The sequence below is a fragment of the Bacillus sp. GMs2/2 genome, from assembly GCF_050172095.1.
Taxonomy (GTDB): Bacteria; Bacillota; Bacilli; order Bacillales; family Bacillaceae_G; genus Bacillus_A; species Bacillus_A cereus.
In genome coordinates this window covers 1-17878 of record NZ_JBNLYE010000028.1, presented here as the reverse complement: position 1 = coordinate 17878, position 17878 = coordinate 1, and the positions used below count along the sequence as shown (strand labels likewise).

The window sequence follows — 17878 nt, the reverse complement described above, 5'->3', positions numbered from 1 at the left end:
ACATTTTCAAACAAAATATTCATATATTTTGTTTTTTTGTTTATGTTAGTTAAGGAAGGTGGATATTAATGAAAAAATATTGGCATAAGTTATCGTTCCTTCAAAAGAACGTCTTATTAACCGTACTAGTTATTTTGACGCTTGTTGGAAGTATGGGTGCGTTAAGTTTCAACATGTTTCAAAATAGTATGATGTCTTTATTTGAAAGGCAGTCTATTGAAACAGGAGAAATAGTATTAAAAAAATTGGATTTAGAGTTAGTTAGAGACATGGCGAAAGATCCTACAGCCGAAAAAGTGAAAAAAGAAAAGTTAACAGAGAAATTAGATGAAGTTTCAAAAGAATTGAAAAGTGTTGGACAAACGTATGTTACAGGAGCAAAGCCGAATGAAAAGCGAGAATTACAACTCGTTGGTTTGACTACAGAGTTAACAAATGCATTCCCTATAAAGACGGGAGATTATTATGAACAACCCGCTCATTGGATGAAGGCATACGATAAAGTGATTGATACGAAAAAGGCACAAATGACAGAAGTATATGAAGATGAAATAGGTTCATGGGTGACAATATTAGAACCAATTACGGATGGAGAAAACAATATTGTTGCAATTATTGCGGCTGACTTAGATGCTTCCATTGTTCCTATTACAAAAGAGAAGTTTATGATACAGGGTTTACTCTTTATCATTATTTCATTAGCAATTGCGACTATTACTCAATTCTTTATCGTGCGTCACTCGTTAGCTCCATTAAAAGATTTAAGAGAAGGGTTACGTAAAATTGGTGAAGGTGACTTAAGTGTTAAATTAAAAGAAAGACCAGATGATATTGGAATTATTAATGTTTATTTCAATAACACGATTGAAAAATTTAAAGGGATTATAGATAAAGTAAGGCAAACTGCTGAGCAAGTTTCTTCTTCTTCACAAGAATTGTCGGCGAGTACAGAGGAAAACAGCATGGCAGTTCAAGAGATTGCAAGTTCGATTGAAGGTTTAAGAGTAGGGGCACAGTCTCAAAAAACTTCAGTACAACAATGTTTAGGAATTGTACATGGAATGGAAGATAAGGTAGAAGAAATAACTGGGGCTGCAAAACAAGTTGCGGTTGCTTCTGAAGGTATGGAACAACATTCAATTGAAGGTAATGAAGTGATTGGACAAATTATTAATCAAATGAGTTTAATCCAAAATGCAGTACAAGATTTATCTTCCATCATTTATTCGTTAGAAACAAGGTCAAAAGAAATTAGTGATATCGTAACTGTAATTACAGGTATTTCAAATCAAACAAATTTATTAGCTTTAAATGCTTCTATTGAGGCTTCACGTGCTGGAGCAGCTGGAAGAGGGTTTGCAGTTGTTGCTGATGAAGTACGAAAATTAGCAGAACAAACGGAAGCGTCTGCTAAAGATATAGCGAAATTAATTGGTGAAACACAAGCTGAGACAGAAGATGCTGTAGTTTCCATGCAAAAAGGTTCAAGAGAAGTAGAAACTGGAATTTCGCTTGTTCAAAGTAGTGGAGATTTCTTTGAAAAAATCTCAAAATCAGCGCAATCTGTTACAGATCAAGTAAAAGCTGTTTCTGGTAATTCGAGTGACATTTTACAAAATAGCCAGAATATTGTTCAAGTCGTAAATGAATTATCACATATTGCAAATACTTATGCCAACAGCAGTAGTAATGTTGAAGAAAGCATGAAAGAGCAAGAAATATCAGTACAAGATATTGCAGAATTAGCGACTTCTTTAAGTTGGCTTTCTCAGGAATTACAAGAGCTTATTGGTGAGTTTAAAAGCGAATAAGGAGAAAGTTCAATTCTAATCAAGGGAATCCTCCCTTGATTATGAATTGAACGAATCTGCCCTTTAATAAGGGATGAAAAAGGTGTGAATTTTCACACCTTTATTATATTTAAGAGAGGAATTTACATAAATATGAAATTAGCAATTTCTTATAGTGAGATGGTAAAAGAATTTTTAGGAAAAGTAGAAGGAAGTATTAAAATACCTAAAGATGTGCAAGGAACGGAACTTAGGATAAAAAGGAAAACGGAACTGTTTTCAAATTTGACTCGCATTGTGGATTTAATAGGAGCGACTACAACGTGGTTATATCATATTTCTAAAGAAAAACATATTGTCGTGCTTTATCATGTAAGAGGAAGTTTATTTCCAATTACTATTGAAGTTTCTAATTTTCTCTCCTATGAAAGTTTAAATTTACAAATTGAAGAGCAACTGGAGCAAATTAAAGAAATGAATGAGGAAGAAATAGAAGAGTTTCAAAACGGTAATACATTATATGAAATGTCACCTATTATTATTGGTGAAACATATTATGAGCTACAAGACATGAATACATTACAATTTGTATTTAGTAAAAATATGAAAAGTGTAGAAATAATATTTAATAGTGTTAATTGGAAAGAGACAACGATTACTCGTTATGGACAACAAATACAAGGTGTTTTAGTTGATATATCACAAAATAATAATAAGTATATAAAACATTTTAATATTATTACAGAGGCCGAGATGGTACTTTATAGTCAAGTGAATGATACGACAGCAGTATATCCTGAGAAAAGTATCGTCGATATGTTCTATAATACTGTTACTCAATTTCCAAATCGTATAGCTTTATCTTCAAGGGAAGGTACTTTAACTTATGAGGAGCTAAATAAAAAAAGTAATCAAATAGCTCATATGTTAATTAAAAACGGCGTCCAATTAGGAGACTATGTTGGAATATTTATGAAACGTAGCATAGACACAGTAGTAAGTATGGTAGCTATATTAAAAGCTGGTGCAGCGTATGTTCCAATTGATCCAGATTATCCAGAAAGTAGAATACAGTACATTATTCAAGATAGCCAAGCGAAAGTTATATTGATGAAAGAGACGCCTATAACATGTGATGGGGTTCAAACAGTTTCAATGTATGATAGTGAAACTTATGAAGATATAGATGTAAAGTTGTCTATTCATTGTGACGATGTAGCTTATATGATTTATACATCTGGTTCAACAGGGAATCCAAAGGGAACGATGTTAGCACATAGAGGCGTTGTTAATCTGTATACTTGGATGAAAAAGCAATATGAATTGACAGAAGAGGATGTATTTGCTCAATTTCCTTCCTTTAGTTTCGATGCCTCTGTATGGGAGTCATTTGCTTCTTTATTCTGCGGAGGAAACTTGTATGTATTACTAGAGGAAGAGCGATTGTCTGTAGAAGCATTTGCAAATGCAATCTATAAAGTGAAAGCAACTTCAATCTTGGCATTAGCAACAATTTTTGTTCGACAAGTAGCAACTTATTTAGCAGAAGAAGATATATATAAGCTAGCTTCCCTAAAAAGAATTGCGATTGGCGGTGAAATGTTGCCTGTAGAGGTTATTAAATTGTGGAGAGAAAGAATAGGTACAAATGTTGAAATTTATAATGTATACGGACCGACAGAATGTACTGTAGTGACGACAACCTATAAAATACCTAGTCAGTTAAATGAGGATGTTGCGAGTATTCCCATTGGTAAACCATGTGCTAATTATCAAGTTATGATTTTGGATGAGAATATGAATCTTTGTCCAATTGGTGTACCTGGTGAATTATATATAGATTCAGTGGGATTAGCAAAAGGGTATTTTAATAAGCCTAATAAAACAATTGAAGCTTTTATTCCGAACCCTTTTAATCCTATAGTTAATATATATAAAACAGGTGATATCGTTAAGTTGCTAGAGGATGGAAATATAGAGTTTTTACATCGGAAAGATGATCAAGTAAAAATTAGAGGACATCGTATTGAACTAGGAGAAATCCAAAGTAAAATTTCTCAAAATCATAATATAAAAGAAAATGCTGTTTTTGCTAAGAAGAGTAAGGAAGGTAGCCAATATTTAATCGCGTTCTATACAACTTTAAATAAAAAAGAAATACCAGAATTAGTTTATCAGTTACAAGAGCAATTACCAGATTATATGGTGCCATCTAAACTAATTTATATTAATGAATTACCACTTACACCTAATAAAAAGATTGATGTTAAGAAGTTAGCTCAGTTAGAAGAAAAGTATGAACCGGTTCGTCTACAAGAATATGTTGCACCTTCTAATAAAGCAGAAAAACAAATAGCGAACGCTTGGGCAGAAGTATTAGGAATTTCAAAAGTTGGAGTACATGATGATTTCTTTACAATTGGTGGACATTCATTAAAAGTATTACGAGTCTTAACATTGTTAAAAGAAGATTTCTCACATTTAACAATTCAAGATTTCTTTAAAGAAAGAACGATATATGGATTAGCTCGAATTGAGCGAGAAGTAAAAGTAGAGAAAGAAGAAGTATTTCGTGAATATAAAGTGATTCACGAACCAGATACTATCACGTATGCAAACGTTTTGGAAGAAACCCAGATTTCAAATGTCTTTTTAACAGGAGCTACTGGTTATTTAGGATCACACATATTATATGAATTGTTGAGAGATACATCTGCTACTATTTATTGTTTAGTAAGACCAACGAAAGATGTGCAGCAAAGAATTATAGATACATTAACAGGCTACTTTAATGATATATGTGAAGAATGGTTACAGCGTATACAGGCCGTAGCTGGTGATCTGGGAGAAGAGTATCTTGGGATGAGCGAAGAAGAATTTATGTTCATCAGTTCTAAGATGGATACGATAATTCATTGTGGTGCAGATGTAAGACATTTTGGAGATGTAAAACAATTTGAAAATATAAATGTCCAAGGAACTAGCCGTATGCTAGCATTAGCTGAGAAAGGTGCTACATTCCATTTTATTTCTACAATTGGTATCCCGTTAGAATTAGCGGTAGATCAATGGGATACATACATGAAAACTGGTGATTTTAATTACAGTGTAGACTTAGAGAATGTATATTCAAATAGTAAACTACAAGCGGAAAACATTGTTCGTGAAGCAATGAAAAATGGTTTGCGCGGAAATATTTATCGTGCAGGTAATTTAGCATGTCATTCAGAAACAGGTTCGTTCCAACAAAATATTGATGGAAACGCATTTTATCGTCTTATTAAAACAATGCTATTAATTGGGAAAGCACCAAATGTGAAGTGGAAAGTTGATTTCACACCAATTGATTTTGCTAGTAAATCAATTGTATCGTATTTACAAGATGCGCAAATTGTAGGAGAGACGTTACATATTTGTCATCCACATCAAATTGAGTTTGAACAATTTATACAGCTAATTGGAGAGTGTGGATACAATCTTGAAATGGTTCCACTTTCAGAATATGTAAATACCGGACTTGCATTAGCGAAGGGAAATGAAGTAATAGCAGAGTTAATTGCTTCTCAAGTTGCAGGAGATGGAGCACAGCAATCTGAAATTGTAATGGGTACGCGTAGAACGAATGAATGGATTAAGAAAAAAGAATTGATAGTACCAGCAATTAATAAAGAATTTATACAGCAGTTATTAGCTCATGGTGAAAAAGTTGGTTATTTTCCAAAAATAATGAAATGATTATGCATGCTTTTGTTTGTTCAATAAAATAAATCATGCTACAATGAAAACGAATTAAGGACCGGGGAGCCAATTGGCTGAGAGGATGTAAGTAAACATCGACCCTCAACCTGATCTGGATAATGCCAGCGTAGGGAGTTACTTAAAGTGATGTAGCATATGTTATTCTGTAATAACTTGCATACAAGGCTTTCCTACGCAGTAGGAAAGCCTTTTCTTATTTTTGAAATTTAATTTTATAAGGGGGATTTTATTATGTCACAACAAGTTACAATGTCATTTTCAGTAGTACCACAAGCGAAAACGAAAGATGTATATTCTGTTGTCGATAAAGCAATTGAAGTTGTGCAACAATCGGGAGTTCGTTATGAAGTGGGGGCAATGGAAACAACTTTGGAAGGAGAATTAGATGTACTTCTTGATGTCGTTAAACGTGCACAACAAGCTTGCGTCGAAGCTGGAGCAGAAGAAGTGATTACTTCTATTAAAATCCATTATCGTCCAAGCACTGGTGTAACAATAGATGAAAAGGTTTGGAAGTACCGTGATGAATATGCAAAACCAGAAGCAATCTAAACTTATTACAACTATTTGGCTTATCCTTCTCATTGCGATATGGGAAGGATCTGTTTCATTATTTAAAATCGAACCGTGGATTTTACCAAAGCCTTCTGCCATTGTTCAAGAATTAATTGGGATGAAAGATTTACTATTACCAAATACGATGCAAACACTGCAGGAAGTTATAATTGGACTATTCTTTGCAATTTTATTGGGGACGAGCATCGCAATTATTATGGACGTTATACCGTTATTTCGTATTTTAATAAATCCATTGCTCGTTATTTCGCAAACAATTCCAATTGTTGTACTTGCACCGCTATTTATTATTTGGTTTGGATATGGGATGTTGCCGAAAGTAATGGTCGTAATACTTGTTTGTTTCTTCCCAATTGCGCTTAGTATTTTAGAAGGTTTTCAAACAGTAGATAAAAACATGCTGAAACTGTTACAAACAATGAAGGCGACGAAATGGCAAGTTTACCAGAAAGTAAAATTTCCAGCAGTGCTTCCATACTTTTTCTCAGGTTTAAAAATTGCAGTTACATATAGCGTAATGGGGGCAATTATCGGAGAATGGCTCGGTGCAAGTGAAGGATTAGGCGTTATGCTTACGAGGGCTACAAAATCCTTTTTGACTGCCCGAGTATTTGGTGTTGCAGCAATCATCGTTATAGTGACATTATGCCTGTATTTTATCGTAGAGTTTATGGCAAGAATAACAGCACCATGGATATATAGAAAGGACGGCAGAAAATGAAAAAAGGTTTGAAAGTTATGTTAGCTGCCTTAGTAGCGGTAGGTGTGGCTGGATGTAATCCGGCGAAGAAAGAAGAAAGTGCAAGTAAAGATCAAAAAGTAAAAGTAGTATTAGATTGGTTTCCAAATACGAATCATACTGGCTTGTATGTAGCGCAAACGAAAGATTATTACAAAAAGCAAGGATTAGATGTAGAAATTATTCAACCAGGTGACAATGTAACAGCAGAGCAAATGATAGCATCAGGAAAAGCAGACTTCGCAATAAGCGCACAAGAAAATGTAACGTTAGCTCGTGTAGAAGGAATTCCTGTTGTATCTGTAGGAGCGATTATTCAGCATAACACTTCAGCGTTTGCATCGCTGAAGAAAGATAATATGACGTCCCCGAAAGATTTTGAAGGCAAACGTTACGGCGGCTGGGGAGGACCAGCAGAAGAAGCGACATTAAAGACGATTATGGATAAACATCAAGCTGATTTTAATAAAGTTGAAAAAATCATCTTAGGACAAACAGATTTCTTTAAATCAATTGGCCGTGATGCAGATTTCGAATGGATTTATTACGGTTGGGATGGTATTGAAGCGAAGCGTCAAGGAAAAGAGTTAAATACGATTATGGTGAAGGACTTAGATCCAGCGCTTGATTTCTATAGTCCTGTTATTATTACGAGTGAAAAACATACGAAGCAAGATAAAGACTTTGTGAAAAAGTTTATGAGTGCAACGACAGAAGGTTACAATTTTGCAATTAAGGAACCGAAAGAGGCTGCTGATATTTTAATTAAAGCTGTTCCAGATGTGAATAAAGATTTAGTTCAAGAAAGCCAAAAATGGTTAAGTACGAAGTATCAAGATGATGCTAAAGCATGGGGAGTACAGAAGGAAGAAATTTGGACGAATTACATGAATTTCTTATATGACAACAAAGTTATTAAAAAGAAAATCGATGTAAAAGATGCTTTTACAAATGAATTCCTTCCAAGTGAAAAATGAGCGGATTACAAATAAAAAATATAGTGAAATCTTTCGACGGAAAGAATGTATTAGAGAATATTAGTGCCTCTATACAAGAGGGAGAGTTTGTTTCCTTTGTAGGACCGAGTGGTTGCGGGAAAAGCACATTATTAAACATGATTGCAAATGTTGAAAAACCAACAAGCGGGAACGTAACGTATAACGATAAGCAAGTACAAGAGCAAGATGTTGTTAGTTATATGCCACAACAAGATTTATTACTACCGTGGCGATCAGCTTTGCAAAATATCGTTCTTCCGTTAGAAATTGAAGGAAAGCCGAAAAAACAAAGGCTGACAGAAGGAATGGAAGCATTAAAGCAGTTCGAACTAGATGAATATGCAAACCATTATCCAGATGAATTGTCTGGTGGTATGCGTCAAAGAATTAGTTTTCTGCGCACATATTTATGTGAAAAGCCAATTATGCTGCTTGATGAGCCTTTTGGTAAATTAGATGCATTTACAAAAATGGAAGTACATAGCTGGCTTTTAAACTCTTGGCATCAAGAGAAGCAAACAATCGTTATGGTTACACATGACTTAGATGAGGCAATCTTGCTTTCAGATCGCGTATTTATTTTATCTCAAAGACCAGCGTCAATAGTTGGCGAGGTACAAGTGAAATTACCTAGGCCGAGAACGATGGATATGTTAACATCACTCGAATTAAAAAAGGATAAAGAAGAGATTTTAAGTGTGTTAGCTCCTTATATGAAAAAATAGAAAAAGCTGATGTTTTAATTTTAGACGAACGGACTAATCATTTGGATGTAGAAACTAAGATGGCTTTACAGGAAGCGTTACAACAATACAAAGGAACGGTTTTAATTGTCTCACATGAACCTTCTTTCTATGAATCGTAGATAACAAAAGTATGAAATATAGAAGAATGGAATACTCAACAATATGAATAAAGAAAAGGCATTAGCTTTTATGAGCTAATGCCTTTTCTTTGTGATTAACATGATTTTCGAGAACTCTTACATGAGAATTGTATGAAGAAGCACTCTTATGGTGCGCTTATAAGCGTGCTTTTTCTTTTGTTATATTTATAATACGAAAGCCTTTCCCTAACAGGTGACTATCTTTCTTTATATATATAGATAGTTCAAAATGGAATAAAAATAATTCCTTTATGTAAAGGATAATATGGATATTATAGGAAGACAATAGAAATTAAAGGAAATTCATGTAAAATTCAAATGAACTTCATATAAACTTCATATTATAAATTAAATATAATTATAATAGGTTATTGAGATGTTTTTGATTTTTCATAAAATTAAAAGTTTGAATTTAGGAGGTATTGCTCAAACCTAAATTCAAACTTTAGTGAATTAATTAATGGATATTACGTCTAGTTTTCGCTAATGACGGCATTTAAAAGTTCGGCAGGATTACCTGTTCCTGCACCGCCAATTGTAATAGAGCCACCAGGAGGAATTTCACCATTCCATCCTGCGTTCGTAATTACATAATGATTATTTGTTTTACTACTAATTTTAGAATCCCAAACTTGTGTTAAATTGCCGCTATAATCAAATTCTAATTTCCAATTTTTAATAGGAGTCGTTCCATTATTTTTAATTATAATCGAGAAGTTATAACCGCTGCCCCAATTCGAAGTGACTGAAAATGTAGCAGTACCATTTCCATCAGGAGGTGTCGTATTAGCTTCATCCGTTTTGACAGTAAGAGCGGTAGGTTGTGATTTATTTCCAGCAGCATCTTTGGCAATTACCGAAAATGTGTATTCCGTATTAGGTTTTAAGTTTTTAATTGTAATGCTATTTGTTGTTGTACTCCATTTCTCTTCTCCAGCAGTAATTTCATATTCCGTAACTCCTACGTTATCAGTAGATACAGTCCAGTTTAATTGAACTGAGTTTGAATTTTTATTCGTAACTACAATGTTTTTAACATTCGTTGGTGGCTCAGTATCTTTTTGACTAATAGGTCCACCAAGTAATTCTTTTACTAGCGTATCAAGTAATTTTGGACCACTGCAACTATATTTTGGACTTGTACGGCAATCTCCGCTTAGTTCCCAAAACATTGCTCCACTTAAACCTTTCGTCTTTATATAGTCTGTTTTGTATTTCATAGATTCATTGTCATCGTAGCTAATAAATGTGCCTGTAGTTGCATTATATAAGTAAGGTACTTTAGCTGTGTCATTCCAGTAGCGTACAAAACCATTTTTATTAACGTAATTGGCTGCTAAATCACCGTAATCATACACACCCGTGTCACCGGTAGAATAATCATCCCAAGTACCTTTAGAAGCAAGTTTCCCATCACTACCTGGTTTGCAAGGTTGATATTGTCCATTATTTTCTTTGCCACAACTTTTCCAGCCACGTCCGTAAAAGGGTACGCCTAATACTAGTTTATCGACTGGAACACCTTCATTTGTATAAACATTTATAGCACCATCTACGTAAAAATTCGTATTTGCTGCTGGGTCATTTGGATCCTTATATAGAGCTGCATTATGATTAGAAGTAGCTTCCCATCCGCCATGGAAATCATATGTCATAATATTAATCCAATCGAGTATTTGAGAAATTTTCTTTAGTTCTGTATGATCAGCGTAGCGTTGGCTTGCACCTGAAGCGATTGTTAGTAAATATTGTTTGCCATCTTCAGCACCTGCTTTATTCAAAGCATTTCGGACGTCTTGAAGAAGGAGAGTGAAATTTTGTTTATCTTCAGGACGATAACTACCACCAGGAATCGTTTCAACGCCCGGATATTCCCAGTCTAAATCTACGCCATCAAACCCATATGCGCGAAGAAAAGCTACTGTAGAGTCAGCAAATACTTTTCTTGTTTTTTCATCAGCGGCCATATCAGAAAAGCGGTTAGACCAAGTCCAGCCACCAACGGAAATAATTGTTTTTAAGTGAGGATATTTAGCTTTTAATCGTTTTAGTTCACCGAAATTTCCGCAACGGGCATATTTATCGCAATCTTCCCAAGTTGTCCCTGAGCCAGGATACGATTTGGTAACATCAGCCCATGGTTCCCCGAGTACGAGAGTACCATTAGGAACCTCTTTATTTTGCAATGGTACACCAGATTCTTTACAGTTCCACGTTTGTTTATTTGGATTATCAGGATGAGTAGAAGGGTTTCCATGTTTTCCATTCCAACAAATATCCGCGAAAGCATAGTTAAGGTGAGTAAGTTTTGATGCATCAATGTCAGCAACTTGATAATTACGTCCGTAAACGCCCCACGAAGGAAAGTACCCAACAATTTTTTGACTTTGCTTTGGTGAATCTGCTAATGCGAGATTTGGAGTAATAAAATTTGTGAGAAAAAGAGGTAAGAAAAGTAGTAGGGATAGTAATAGCAGTGTGAATTTTTGAGACCTCATAGCCATTTCTCCTTTCAAAATAAAAGATATATTTAAAGGCATACGCCAATAAATCAAAATGAATCTAAACGTGTGAAACGTCTAGATAAAATGATCAGACATCACGAAGTCTATACAAGGGAGCTGGGGGTGATTAAATCGTAACAAATGTAAGATTTAGTGTAAACGCTTTATTAAGTTGAAAAAGACTTTCTCAATACAAAAAGGCTTAAATACAAACTATATATGAAAACGAAAAATCGGTATGGGAGGAAAAAGCTCATTATAAATAAATTTGAGAAAAAATTGTATGGAGCCAATTATTAAAGACGTAGAAAGATAAGGAAATATCATGTAAAATAATAGTAAAAATATGTAAAGGAGGGAATAGTGTGGATGTGTTTTTGAACATTGCTGAAGAAAAAATTCGACAAGCAATACGGAATGGTGATCTTGATTATCTTCCGGGAAAAGGAAAACCACTACAATTAGAAGATCTTTCAATGGTACCTCCAGAACTTAGAATGAGTTATAAAATTTTAAAAAATGCGGGAATGATTCCACCAGAAATGGAACTACAAAAAGATATATTAAAAATAGAGGATCTAATTGCTTGCTGTTATGATGAAGAAGAGAGAAAGAGATTACGAGAAGAGTTAACAGCAAAAACGCTTCGTTTTCAGCAGGTAATGGAAAAGAGAAAGATTAAAGATAGTTCAGCTTTTCGTATGTATCAAGACAAAGTATTTCGTAAATTACGCTAAGAGGGATAAGATGACTATATTTAAAACGATAGAAGAATTAGCGACCTATATCGAAGAACAACAATTGGTACTTCTGTTTATTAAAACGGAAAATTGTGGTGTTTGTGATATTATGCTAAGAAAAGTAAATTACGTATTAGAGAATTATGATTACGTAGAGAAAATAGAGATATTACTACAAGACATGCAAGAGATTGCGGGGCGATATGGAGTATTTACAGGGCCAACAATTTTATTATTTCATAATGGAAAAGAAATTCTTCGTGAATCACGCTTCATTTCACTTGAAAATCTAGAGAGAACCATTCAATTATTCGAGGAATAAGGGAGGCTTTTAAATGGAATTTATTATTGTCATACTATTATTTGTTGTAGTTGGAACAATTGTAACAGCAGTTCGATCGAACAAAAAGAAGGTAAATCTTACAAAACAAAATAACATTCATAATTCATCTAACAGCTCATCACCATTATTTTTCTTTGCTGGATCTGATAATGATAGCTCGCATGATGGCGGCTCACATGATTGTGGAGGATCTTTTGGGGGAGATAGCGGAGGAAGCTGCGGTGGCGGTGGTGATTGATAAAAATGCGCCTTATATAGGCGTATTTCTTTTTAAACAAACGTTTGATTAGTCGGCTTACATATGCATAAACACAGTTAAACAAACGTTTGTTTAATATTTTTAACATACTAAGGGGAATGGAAATGAAAAGGGAACCGAAAGTGAAAAATAAGGGGAAAGTAATGTTATTTTTATTAGCTGCGGGAGGCGTATTTCTTGTTAAATTAGCATTTAAATTTGGAACCATACATATGATTCGAACTTGGTTTGAAAGTACGTTTTCTTAAATAAGGAATATAGCCTCTTGCGATAGAGGTTTTTGATTTGTTATTATTAGACTGAACGGTCGGTTTAAAGAGGTGTGAATATGAGAAGAAGCGCAGAAGAGATAAAGAAAGAAATTGCATATAAAGCAGAAAGTCTATTTTCACAGAAGGGCTACGCAGCTACATCTATGGAAGAGATTTGTGAAATTACAGAGCGAAGTAAAGGAAGTATTTATTATCACTTTAAAAGTAAAGAAGAATTATTTTTATTTGTAGTGAAACAGCATACGTATGATTGGATTGAAAAATGGAATGAAAAAGAGAAGTTGTATAGCACTAGTACTGAAAAACTATATGGTCTCGCGGAATATCATGTAGAGGACATACAGCAACCAATTTCAAATGCAATAGAGGAATTCTCTATGAGCCAAGTTGTAAGTAAAGAGATTCTGGATGAACTGTTAGCTTTAACTAGAGAATCATATGTTATGTTTGAGAAATTAATTGAAGTAGGTATAGAGTCTGGAGAGTTCCGTGAAGATAATACTCGTGATCTTATGTATATTGTAAACGGATTATTATCAGGACTTGGAGTGCTTTACTACGAATTAGATTATAAAGAGCTGAAACGTATTTATAAAAAGGCAATAGATGTATTGTTAAAAGGAATGGCAGCTGAATAATAGGTCAGTTGCTTTTCTTACAAAATAAATTAGACCGAACGGTCGGTTTGTGAAAGGGGAATGAAAATGAACGCTTTATTTAAAAACCGAGCATTTATGCTCGTTATGGCGTCTGATATTTTACAACAATTTGCAATTTGGATCAGAAATATGGCTCTTTTGTATTTTATAATGGAGCGAACGAATAATGATCCAGTTTCTGTTTCGTTGTTATCAGTTATGGAATATGCACCTATTTTTATTTTCTCGTTTATCGGTGGTGCGCTAGCTGATCGTTGGAATCCGAAAAGAACAATGGTCGCTGGAGATGTATTAAGTGTACTGTCTATTATAGGAATTGTTTTGTTGTTAAAGCTGGATTATTGGCAGGCTATATTTTTTGCAACACTCATTTCCGCGATTGTAGGTCAGTTTTCTCAGCCCTCATCTTCGCGTATATTTAAGCGCTATGTAAAAGAAGGAGAGGTAGCAAATGCGATTGCATTTAACCAAACATTACAGTCATTATTTCTGATTTTTGGACCAGTGGTAGGATCGCTTGTGTATACACAACTTGGTTTATTTACATCACTATATAGCTTAATCATTTTATTTTTGTTATCTGCTATCGCCCTTTCATTCTTACCAAAATGGGTTGAAAAAGAGCAGGTGGCGAGAGACTCATTAAAAAATGATATAAAAGAAGGTTGGAAGTATGTTCTTCATACGAAAAATTTACGTATGATTACGATCACTTTTACAATTATGGGTTTGGCTGTTGGATTAACGAATCCATTAGAAGTATTCCTTGTAATTGAACGTTTAGGTATGGAAAAAGAAGCTGTTCAATATTTAGCGGCAGCTGACGGAATAGGTATGTTACTCGGTGGTATTGTTGCTGCAGTTTTCGCTTCAAAAGTGAATCCGAAAAAGATGTTTGTATTCGGTATGGGTATATTAGCGATTTCATTTTTAGTAGAAGGGCTATCTACATTATTTTGGATTACTAGTTTCATGAGATTTGGAACAGGTATTTGTTTAGCTTGTGTTAATATTGTTGTCGGTACGCTTATGATTCAACTTGTACCAGAAAATATGGTTGGAAGAGTAAATGGAACGATTTTACCACTGTTTATGGGGGCAATGCTAATTGGAACTTCATTAGCTGGAGGATTAAAGGAACTAACTTCACTAGTTACTGTGTTTTGTATAGCAATGGCACTTATTTTATTAGCGATAGGGCCAGTTCTACGCATGCAAATAAAAAAAGACGATGTTGCTAATAAAGAGGCACTAACAAATTCGTTAGTTTCGAAATAACTATTGTAAGGGAGCAAAATTGCTCCTTTTTTCTTTGAGGAACTTTTGACAACTATATGAGCCAATTATATACTGATGTTGTAAAAATAATTTTACAGGTTAGGAGCAATGGTGTGAAAAATCAAATCTATGAATTACGCACTGAAAATAATATTTCACAAGGCGCATTAGCTGATAAATGTAAGGTTTCTAGACAAACGATAAATGCAATTGAGAATAATAAATATGATCCAAGCTTAGCGTTAGCGTTCCGTTTAGCTGAAGTATTAGGAACAACTGTTGATAAATTATTTTTGTACAAGCAGTAGAGTCGTTCATTATAAGGCGCACCTTTAAAAATAAAAAAGATCCTCTTCTTATGAGAAGAGGATCTTTTCTTATAGCGTTTTAGTCTTTGGACTAGGTGGTGTAACGGATGTATTATTTTCTGGAACTCTAGTTAGTAAGAATCCTCCAATAATAAACAGAACAATAATACTAAGAACACCAGCGTTTGTTTTTCCTGTTAATTGCGTTGTAACACCGACTAATACCGGACCCATAATTGCGGCGAACTTACCAAATATATTATAAAATCCGAAGAATTCATTAGCAGATTCTTTTGGTACTAGTTTTGCAAAGTATGAACGACTTAGTGCTTGAATACCACCTTGAGATGTAGCAACTAGCATTGCTAAAATCCAAAAATCAAGTGTCGTTTTTAAGAAATAAGCATATGTGCAAATAATGATATAAATAATGATACCGACATATAGCATTTTTTTGCCAGTAAATGTTTCAGATAGTTTTCCGTATAGTAACGCAAATGGACAAGCGACAATTTGTGTTACAAATAATATGATTAATAGATTCATTGCACTAATACCGAGATCGGTTCCGTAAGCGGTAGACATAGTAATAATTGTATCGACTCCGTCAATATAGAAAAAGTAAGCGATTAGAAACATAAATACAGTTTTATATTCTTTAATATTTTTAAAAGTATCAGCAAGACGTTTGAAGCTCATTCTAATAGGTCTTGGATGACGCTCAATATAGTGTGTTTGCTCTACGTTTTTTAGCATTGGAATTGTAAATAACCCCCACCAAAGAGCTGTTATCGCAAAGGAAATTTGACTAGCAATGCCGACCGATAAGGGAATAGTTCCTTTTTGAGAAAGAATAATAAGAGCGATACAACCGATAAAAGGAATTGTACTCCCGATATAACCTAATGCAAATCCTCTTGTAGAAATTCGGTCCATTCTATCTTCAGAAGTGACGTCCACTAAAAATGCATCATAGAAAATGTTTGCTCCAGCAAAGCCGATTAAGGCGAGCATATAGCACCCTAGCAATAAGTACCACTGAGAGGTTGGAACGACTGCTAACATACTTGTAAATACGATACCGAGTCCAAAGAAGAATGTGAAAAAACGTTTTTTAAATCCTTTATAATCAGCAACTGTGCCAAGAATAGGAGCAAGTATAGAAATTAAAAGTGTTGCGAATGAGTTTGCATATCCCCAATATGCTGTTGAAGTTGCCCCAGATAGTCCAGCTTCTTTTGCAGCTGCTTTAAAGTAAATTGGAAATAATGCAGTTGTAATGACGAGCGAGTATACAGAGTTCGCCCAATCGTATAATATCCAGCTTTTTTCTTGTCTGGACATTTTTTTCATATAATGTTCCCCCTTAAATTTGTTTTACTAACAGTGTACAAAAATAAAAATTATAAAAAGAGAAACAGTGATGAATTTTACATAACTTTTACATATATACACAGTTCTTTACAATTGGAGTAAATCCTCTACAGTTGCTCCGTCTGTTTCACCTAAGTGTAAACCTAGTAGTCTAGCGATAGTTGGACCTTCATCAATAAGTCTCATATATGGGATTGTCACACCACTTTTTATACCTTTTCCGGCAGCGATAAAAATTGTTTCATAGTTAGGTTTTGTTGGAGAGTATCCATGCGTACCAAATGTATATTTTTTACTAGGCGTAACATCTTTTTCGGTAATTTCTTTTATAAAATCTCCTGTATAGTTTTCAGTGAAATAATACCCTTCTCGTGCTTCTAACATGAATAAACAATTACCGTCTGCACCGCAGTCTTTCGCAGCTTCATCATGAAGTATAAATTCAATTCCATTTTGTTTATTTTGAAGTAGGTCTTCAAGGAGTAGTTGTACCTCGCGAATTGTATCCGTATCATTTTTGTCCTTTACATATACATAGGCAGAGCCGTCGCAACTTTGGCAATAGGCTTTCCAGTCTACTAATTTTCCTTTTTTATTAAGAGATATAAGTCCTCTTTGATGGAATAGCACATTTAATTGGATGGATTTGTTTTCACTTAAAGCGCTATGATCACCAAGGGCAATAATTGTACTTTCTTCGTATAGGTCACTTTCTTTTAGTGCTTGAATAATTTTCCCTAGACGTTCGTCATGTCTCTGGATAGCAGCTATTGTTTCGTTAGATTCAAAGCCGTGATAGTGTCTTTGGGTGTCTAGATCGGTGAAATGTACAAACATGACATTAGGCTTTTTCGTCTGGATTGTATGCACAGCAGAGGCGAGGACGAAATCATCCAGCTCTGGTTGTGATAAACCATTTCTTATATGGCCGAAACGACGATTTAAATCTAATTGGTATAGTGGGCTACCGCTAAATAAGGAAACTAACACTTGATTTTGCCAAGGTCTATTGGGGAAAATTTCTGGTAAATTGTAATCGATGTTCGCTCTTCCAGTAACAGGCCATAGAAGGGCGGCTGTCGTTAAATTTGCTTTGCGCGCTTCATCATACAATGTTGTTCCTTTTATTGATTTTCGGTACCAATGCCAATCAGGTGATTCACGCCCTGGTTGAAGTAACGTATTGCTAACAACACCGTGCTTGTTAGGGTAATTACCAGTTACAATTGTTGAGTGGCTTGGATATGTTACAGAAGGATAAATTGGTTCTACTTTTTCGACAACCGTGCCCTTTTTTATTAGAGATTGGAAATGAGGTAGTTTTTGTAGTATAGGAAAATCTAAAGCTGATAAACAGTCGAATGATAAAATAATGACGTGGTTTGTTAATGCT

At 34.5% G+C, this 17878-nt stretch carries 16 protein-coding genes and 1 riboswitch; of the genes, 13 read left to right on the top strand and 3 right to left on the bottom strand.

Annotated features, from left to right (window positions below; genetic code table 11):
- Positions 1-68: 68 nt before the first annotated feature.
- The 6 genes from ACQGS6_RS06980 (at position 69) to ACQGS6_RS06955 (ending at position 8587) form a co-directional block, all read left to right on the top strand.
- Positions 69-1811: a methyl-accepting chemotaxis protein gene (locus tag ACQGS6_RS06980; protein ID WP_000761076.1), complete on the top strand. Its 1743-nt coding sequence runs from the start codon at positions 69-71 to the stop codon at positions 1809-1811.
- Between the two features lie 132 nt (positions 1812-1943).
- Positions 1944-5525, top strand: a complete 3582-nt coding sequence (locus ACQGS6_RS06975; RefSeq protein ID WP_326318635.1) for an amino acid adenylation domain-containing protein — start codon at positions 1944-1946, stop codon at positions 5523-5525.
- 52 nt (positions 5526-5577) lie between these two features.
- Positions 5578-5679: riboswitch (TPP riboswitch) on the top strand.
- Positions 5680-5780: 101 nt separating this feature from the next.
- On the top strand, positions 5781-6101 hold the full coding sequence (locus ACQGS6_RS06970; protein WP_000082907.1) for an MTH1187 family thiamine-binding protein: 321 nt from the start codon (positions 5781-5783) through the stop codon (positions 6099-6101).
- Positions 6073-6846, top strand: a complete 774-nt coding sequence (locus ACQGS6_RS06965; RefSeq protein WP_001057164.1) for an ABC transporter permease — start codon at positions 6073-6075, stop codon at positions 6844-6846. Before ACQGS6_RS06970 ends, ACQGS6_RS06965 begins: the two co-directional genes overlap by 29 nt.
- On the top strand, positions 6843-7841 hold the full coding sequence (locus tag ACQGS6_RS06960) for an ABC transporter substrate-binding protein (protein ID WP_000715573.1): 999 nt from the start codon (positions 6843-6845) through the stop codon (positions 7839-7841). Before ACQGS6_RS06965 ends, ACQGS6_RS06960 begins: the two co-directional genes overlap by 4 nt.
- Positions 7838-8587 carry an ABC transporter ATP-binding protein gene (locus ACQGS6_RS06955; protein WP_000016085.1) on the top strand — a complete coding sequence of 250 codons (750 nt, stop codon included), beginning with the start codon at positions 7838-7840 and terminating at the stop codon, positions 8585-8587. The genes ACQGS6_RS06960 and ACQGS6_RS06955 overlap by 4 nt, the downstream gene beginning before the upstream one ends.
- Before the next feature lie 634 nt (positions 8588-9221).
- Here ACQGS6_RS06955 and ACQGS6_RS06950 read toward each other — a convergent pair.
- Positions 9222-11246: a glycosyl hydrolase family 18 protein gene (locus ACQGS6_RS06950; protein ID WP_001257478.1), complete on the bottom strand. Its 2025-nt coding sequence runs from the start codon at positions 11244-11246 to the stop codon at positions 9222-9224.
- A 371-nt stretch (positions 11247-11617) separates the two neighbouring features.
- On the opposite strand from ACQGS6_RS06950, the gene ACQGS6_RS06945 reads away from it, so the two are divergent.
- The 7 genes from ACQGS6_RS06945 to ACQGS6_RS06915 all read left to right on the top strand — a co-directional run bounded on the left by ACQGS6_RS06945 (position 11618) and on the right by ACQGS6_RS06915 (position 15111).
- Positions 11618-11989, top strand: coding sequence for a DUF1992 domain-containing protein (locus ACQGS6_RS06945; protein WP_000382380.1), 372 nt, complete (start codon positions 11618-11620; stop codon positions 11987-11989).
- 10 nt (positions 11990-11999) lie between these two features.
- Complete coding sequence (locus tag ACQGS6_RS06940) at positions 12000-12314, top strand: thioredoxin family protein (RefSeq protein ID WP_098283841.1); 315 nt, start codon at positions 12000-12002, stop codon at positions 12312-12314.
- Positions 12315-12327: 13 nt separating this feature from the next.
- Positions 12328-12573 (top strand): hypothetical protein, encoded by a 246-nt coding sequence (locus ACQGS6_RS06935; protein ID WP_000394369.1) that lies wholly within the window; start codon positions 12328-12330, stop codon positions 12571-12573.
- 125 nt (positions 12574-12698) lie between these two features.
- On the top strand, positions 12699-12842 hold the full coding sequence (locus ACQGS6_RS06930; protein WP_000817975.1) for a hypothetical protein: 144 nt from the start codon (positions 12699-12701) through the stop codon (positions 12840-12842).
- Between the two features lie 80 nt (positions 12843-12922).
- The gene (locus ACQGS6_RS06925; protein WP_001254433.1) at positions 12923-13504 is read left to right on the top strand and encodes a TetR/AcrR family transcriptional regulator; all 582 of its coding nucleotides are present in this window, start codon (positions 12923-12925) and stop codon (positions 13502-13504) included.
- Between the two features lie 66 nt (positions 13505-13570).
- Entirely contained in the window at positions 13571-14803 is a 1233-nt protein-coding gene (locus ACQGS6_RS06920; RefSeq protein WP_030022730.1) for an MFS transporter, read from the top strand.
- Positions 14804-14859: 56 nt separating this feature from the next.
- On the top strand, positions 14860-15111 hold the full coding sequence (locus ACQGS6_RS06915) for a helix-turn-helix transcriptional regulator (protein WP_065845593.1): 252 nt from the start codon (positions 14860-14862) through the stop codon (positions 15109-15111).
- Between the two features lie 69 nt (positions 15112-15180).
- Here the strand turns inward: ACQGS6_RS06915 and ACQGS6_RS06910 are convergent, their stop codons facing one another.
- A complete protein-coding gene (locus ACQGS6_RS06910; protein WP_326318636.1) occupies positions 15181-16464 on the bottom strand; it encodes an MFS transporter in 1284 nt (427 codons plus the stop codon).
- Positions 16465-16572: 108 nt separating this feature from the next.
- A partial coding sequence (locus tag ACQGS6_RS06905; protein WP_426964976.1) for an ectonucleotide pyrophosphatase/phosphodiesterase occupies positions 16573-17878 on the bottom strand: 1306 nt, incomplete at its 5' end.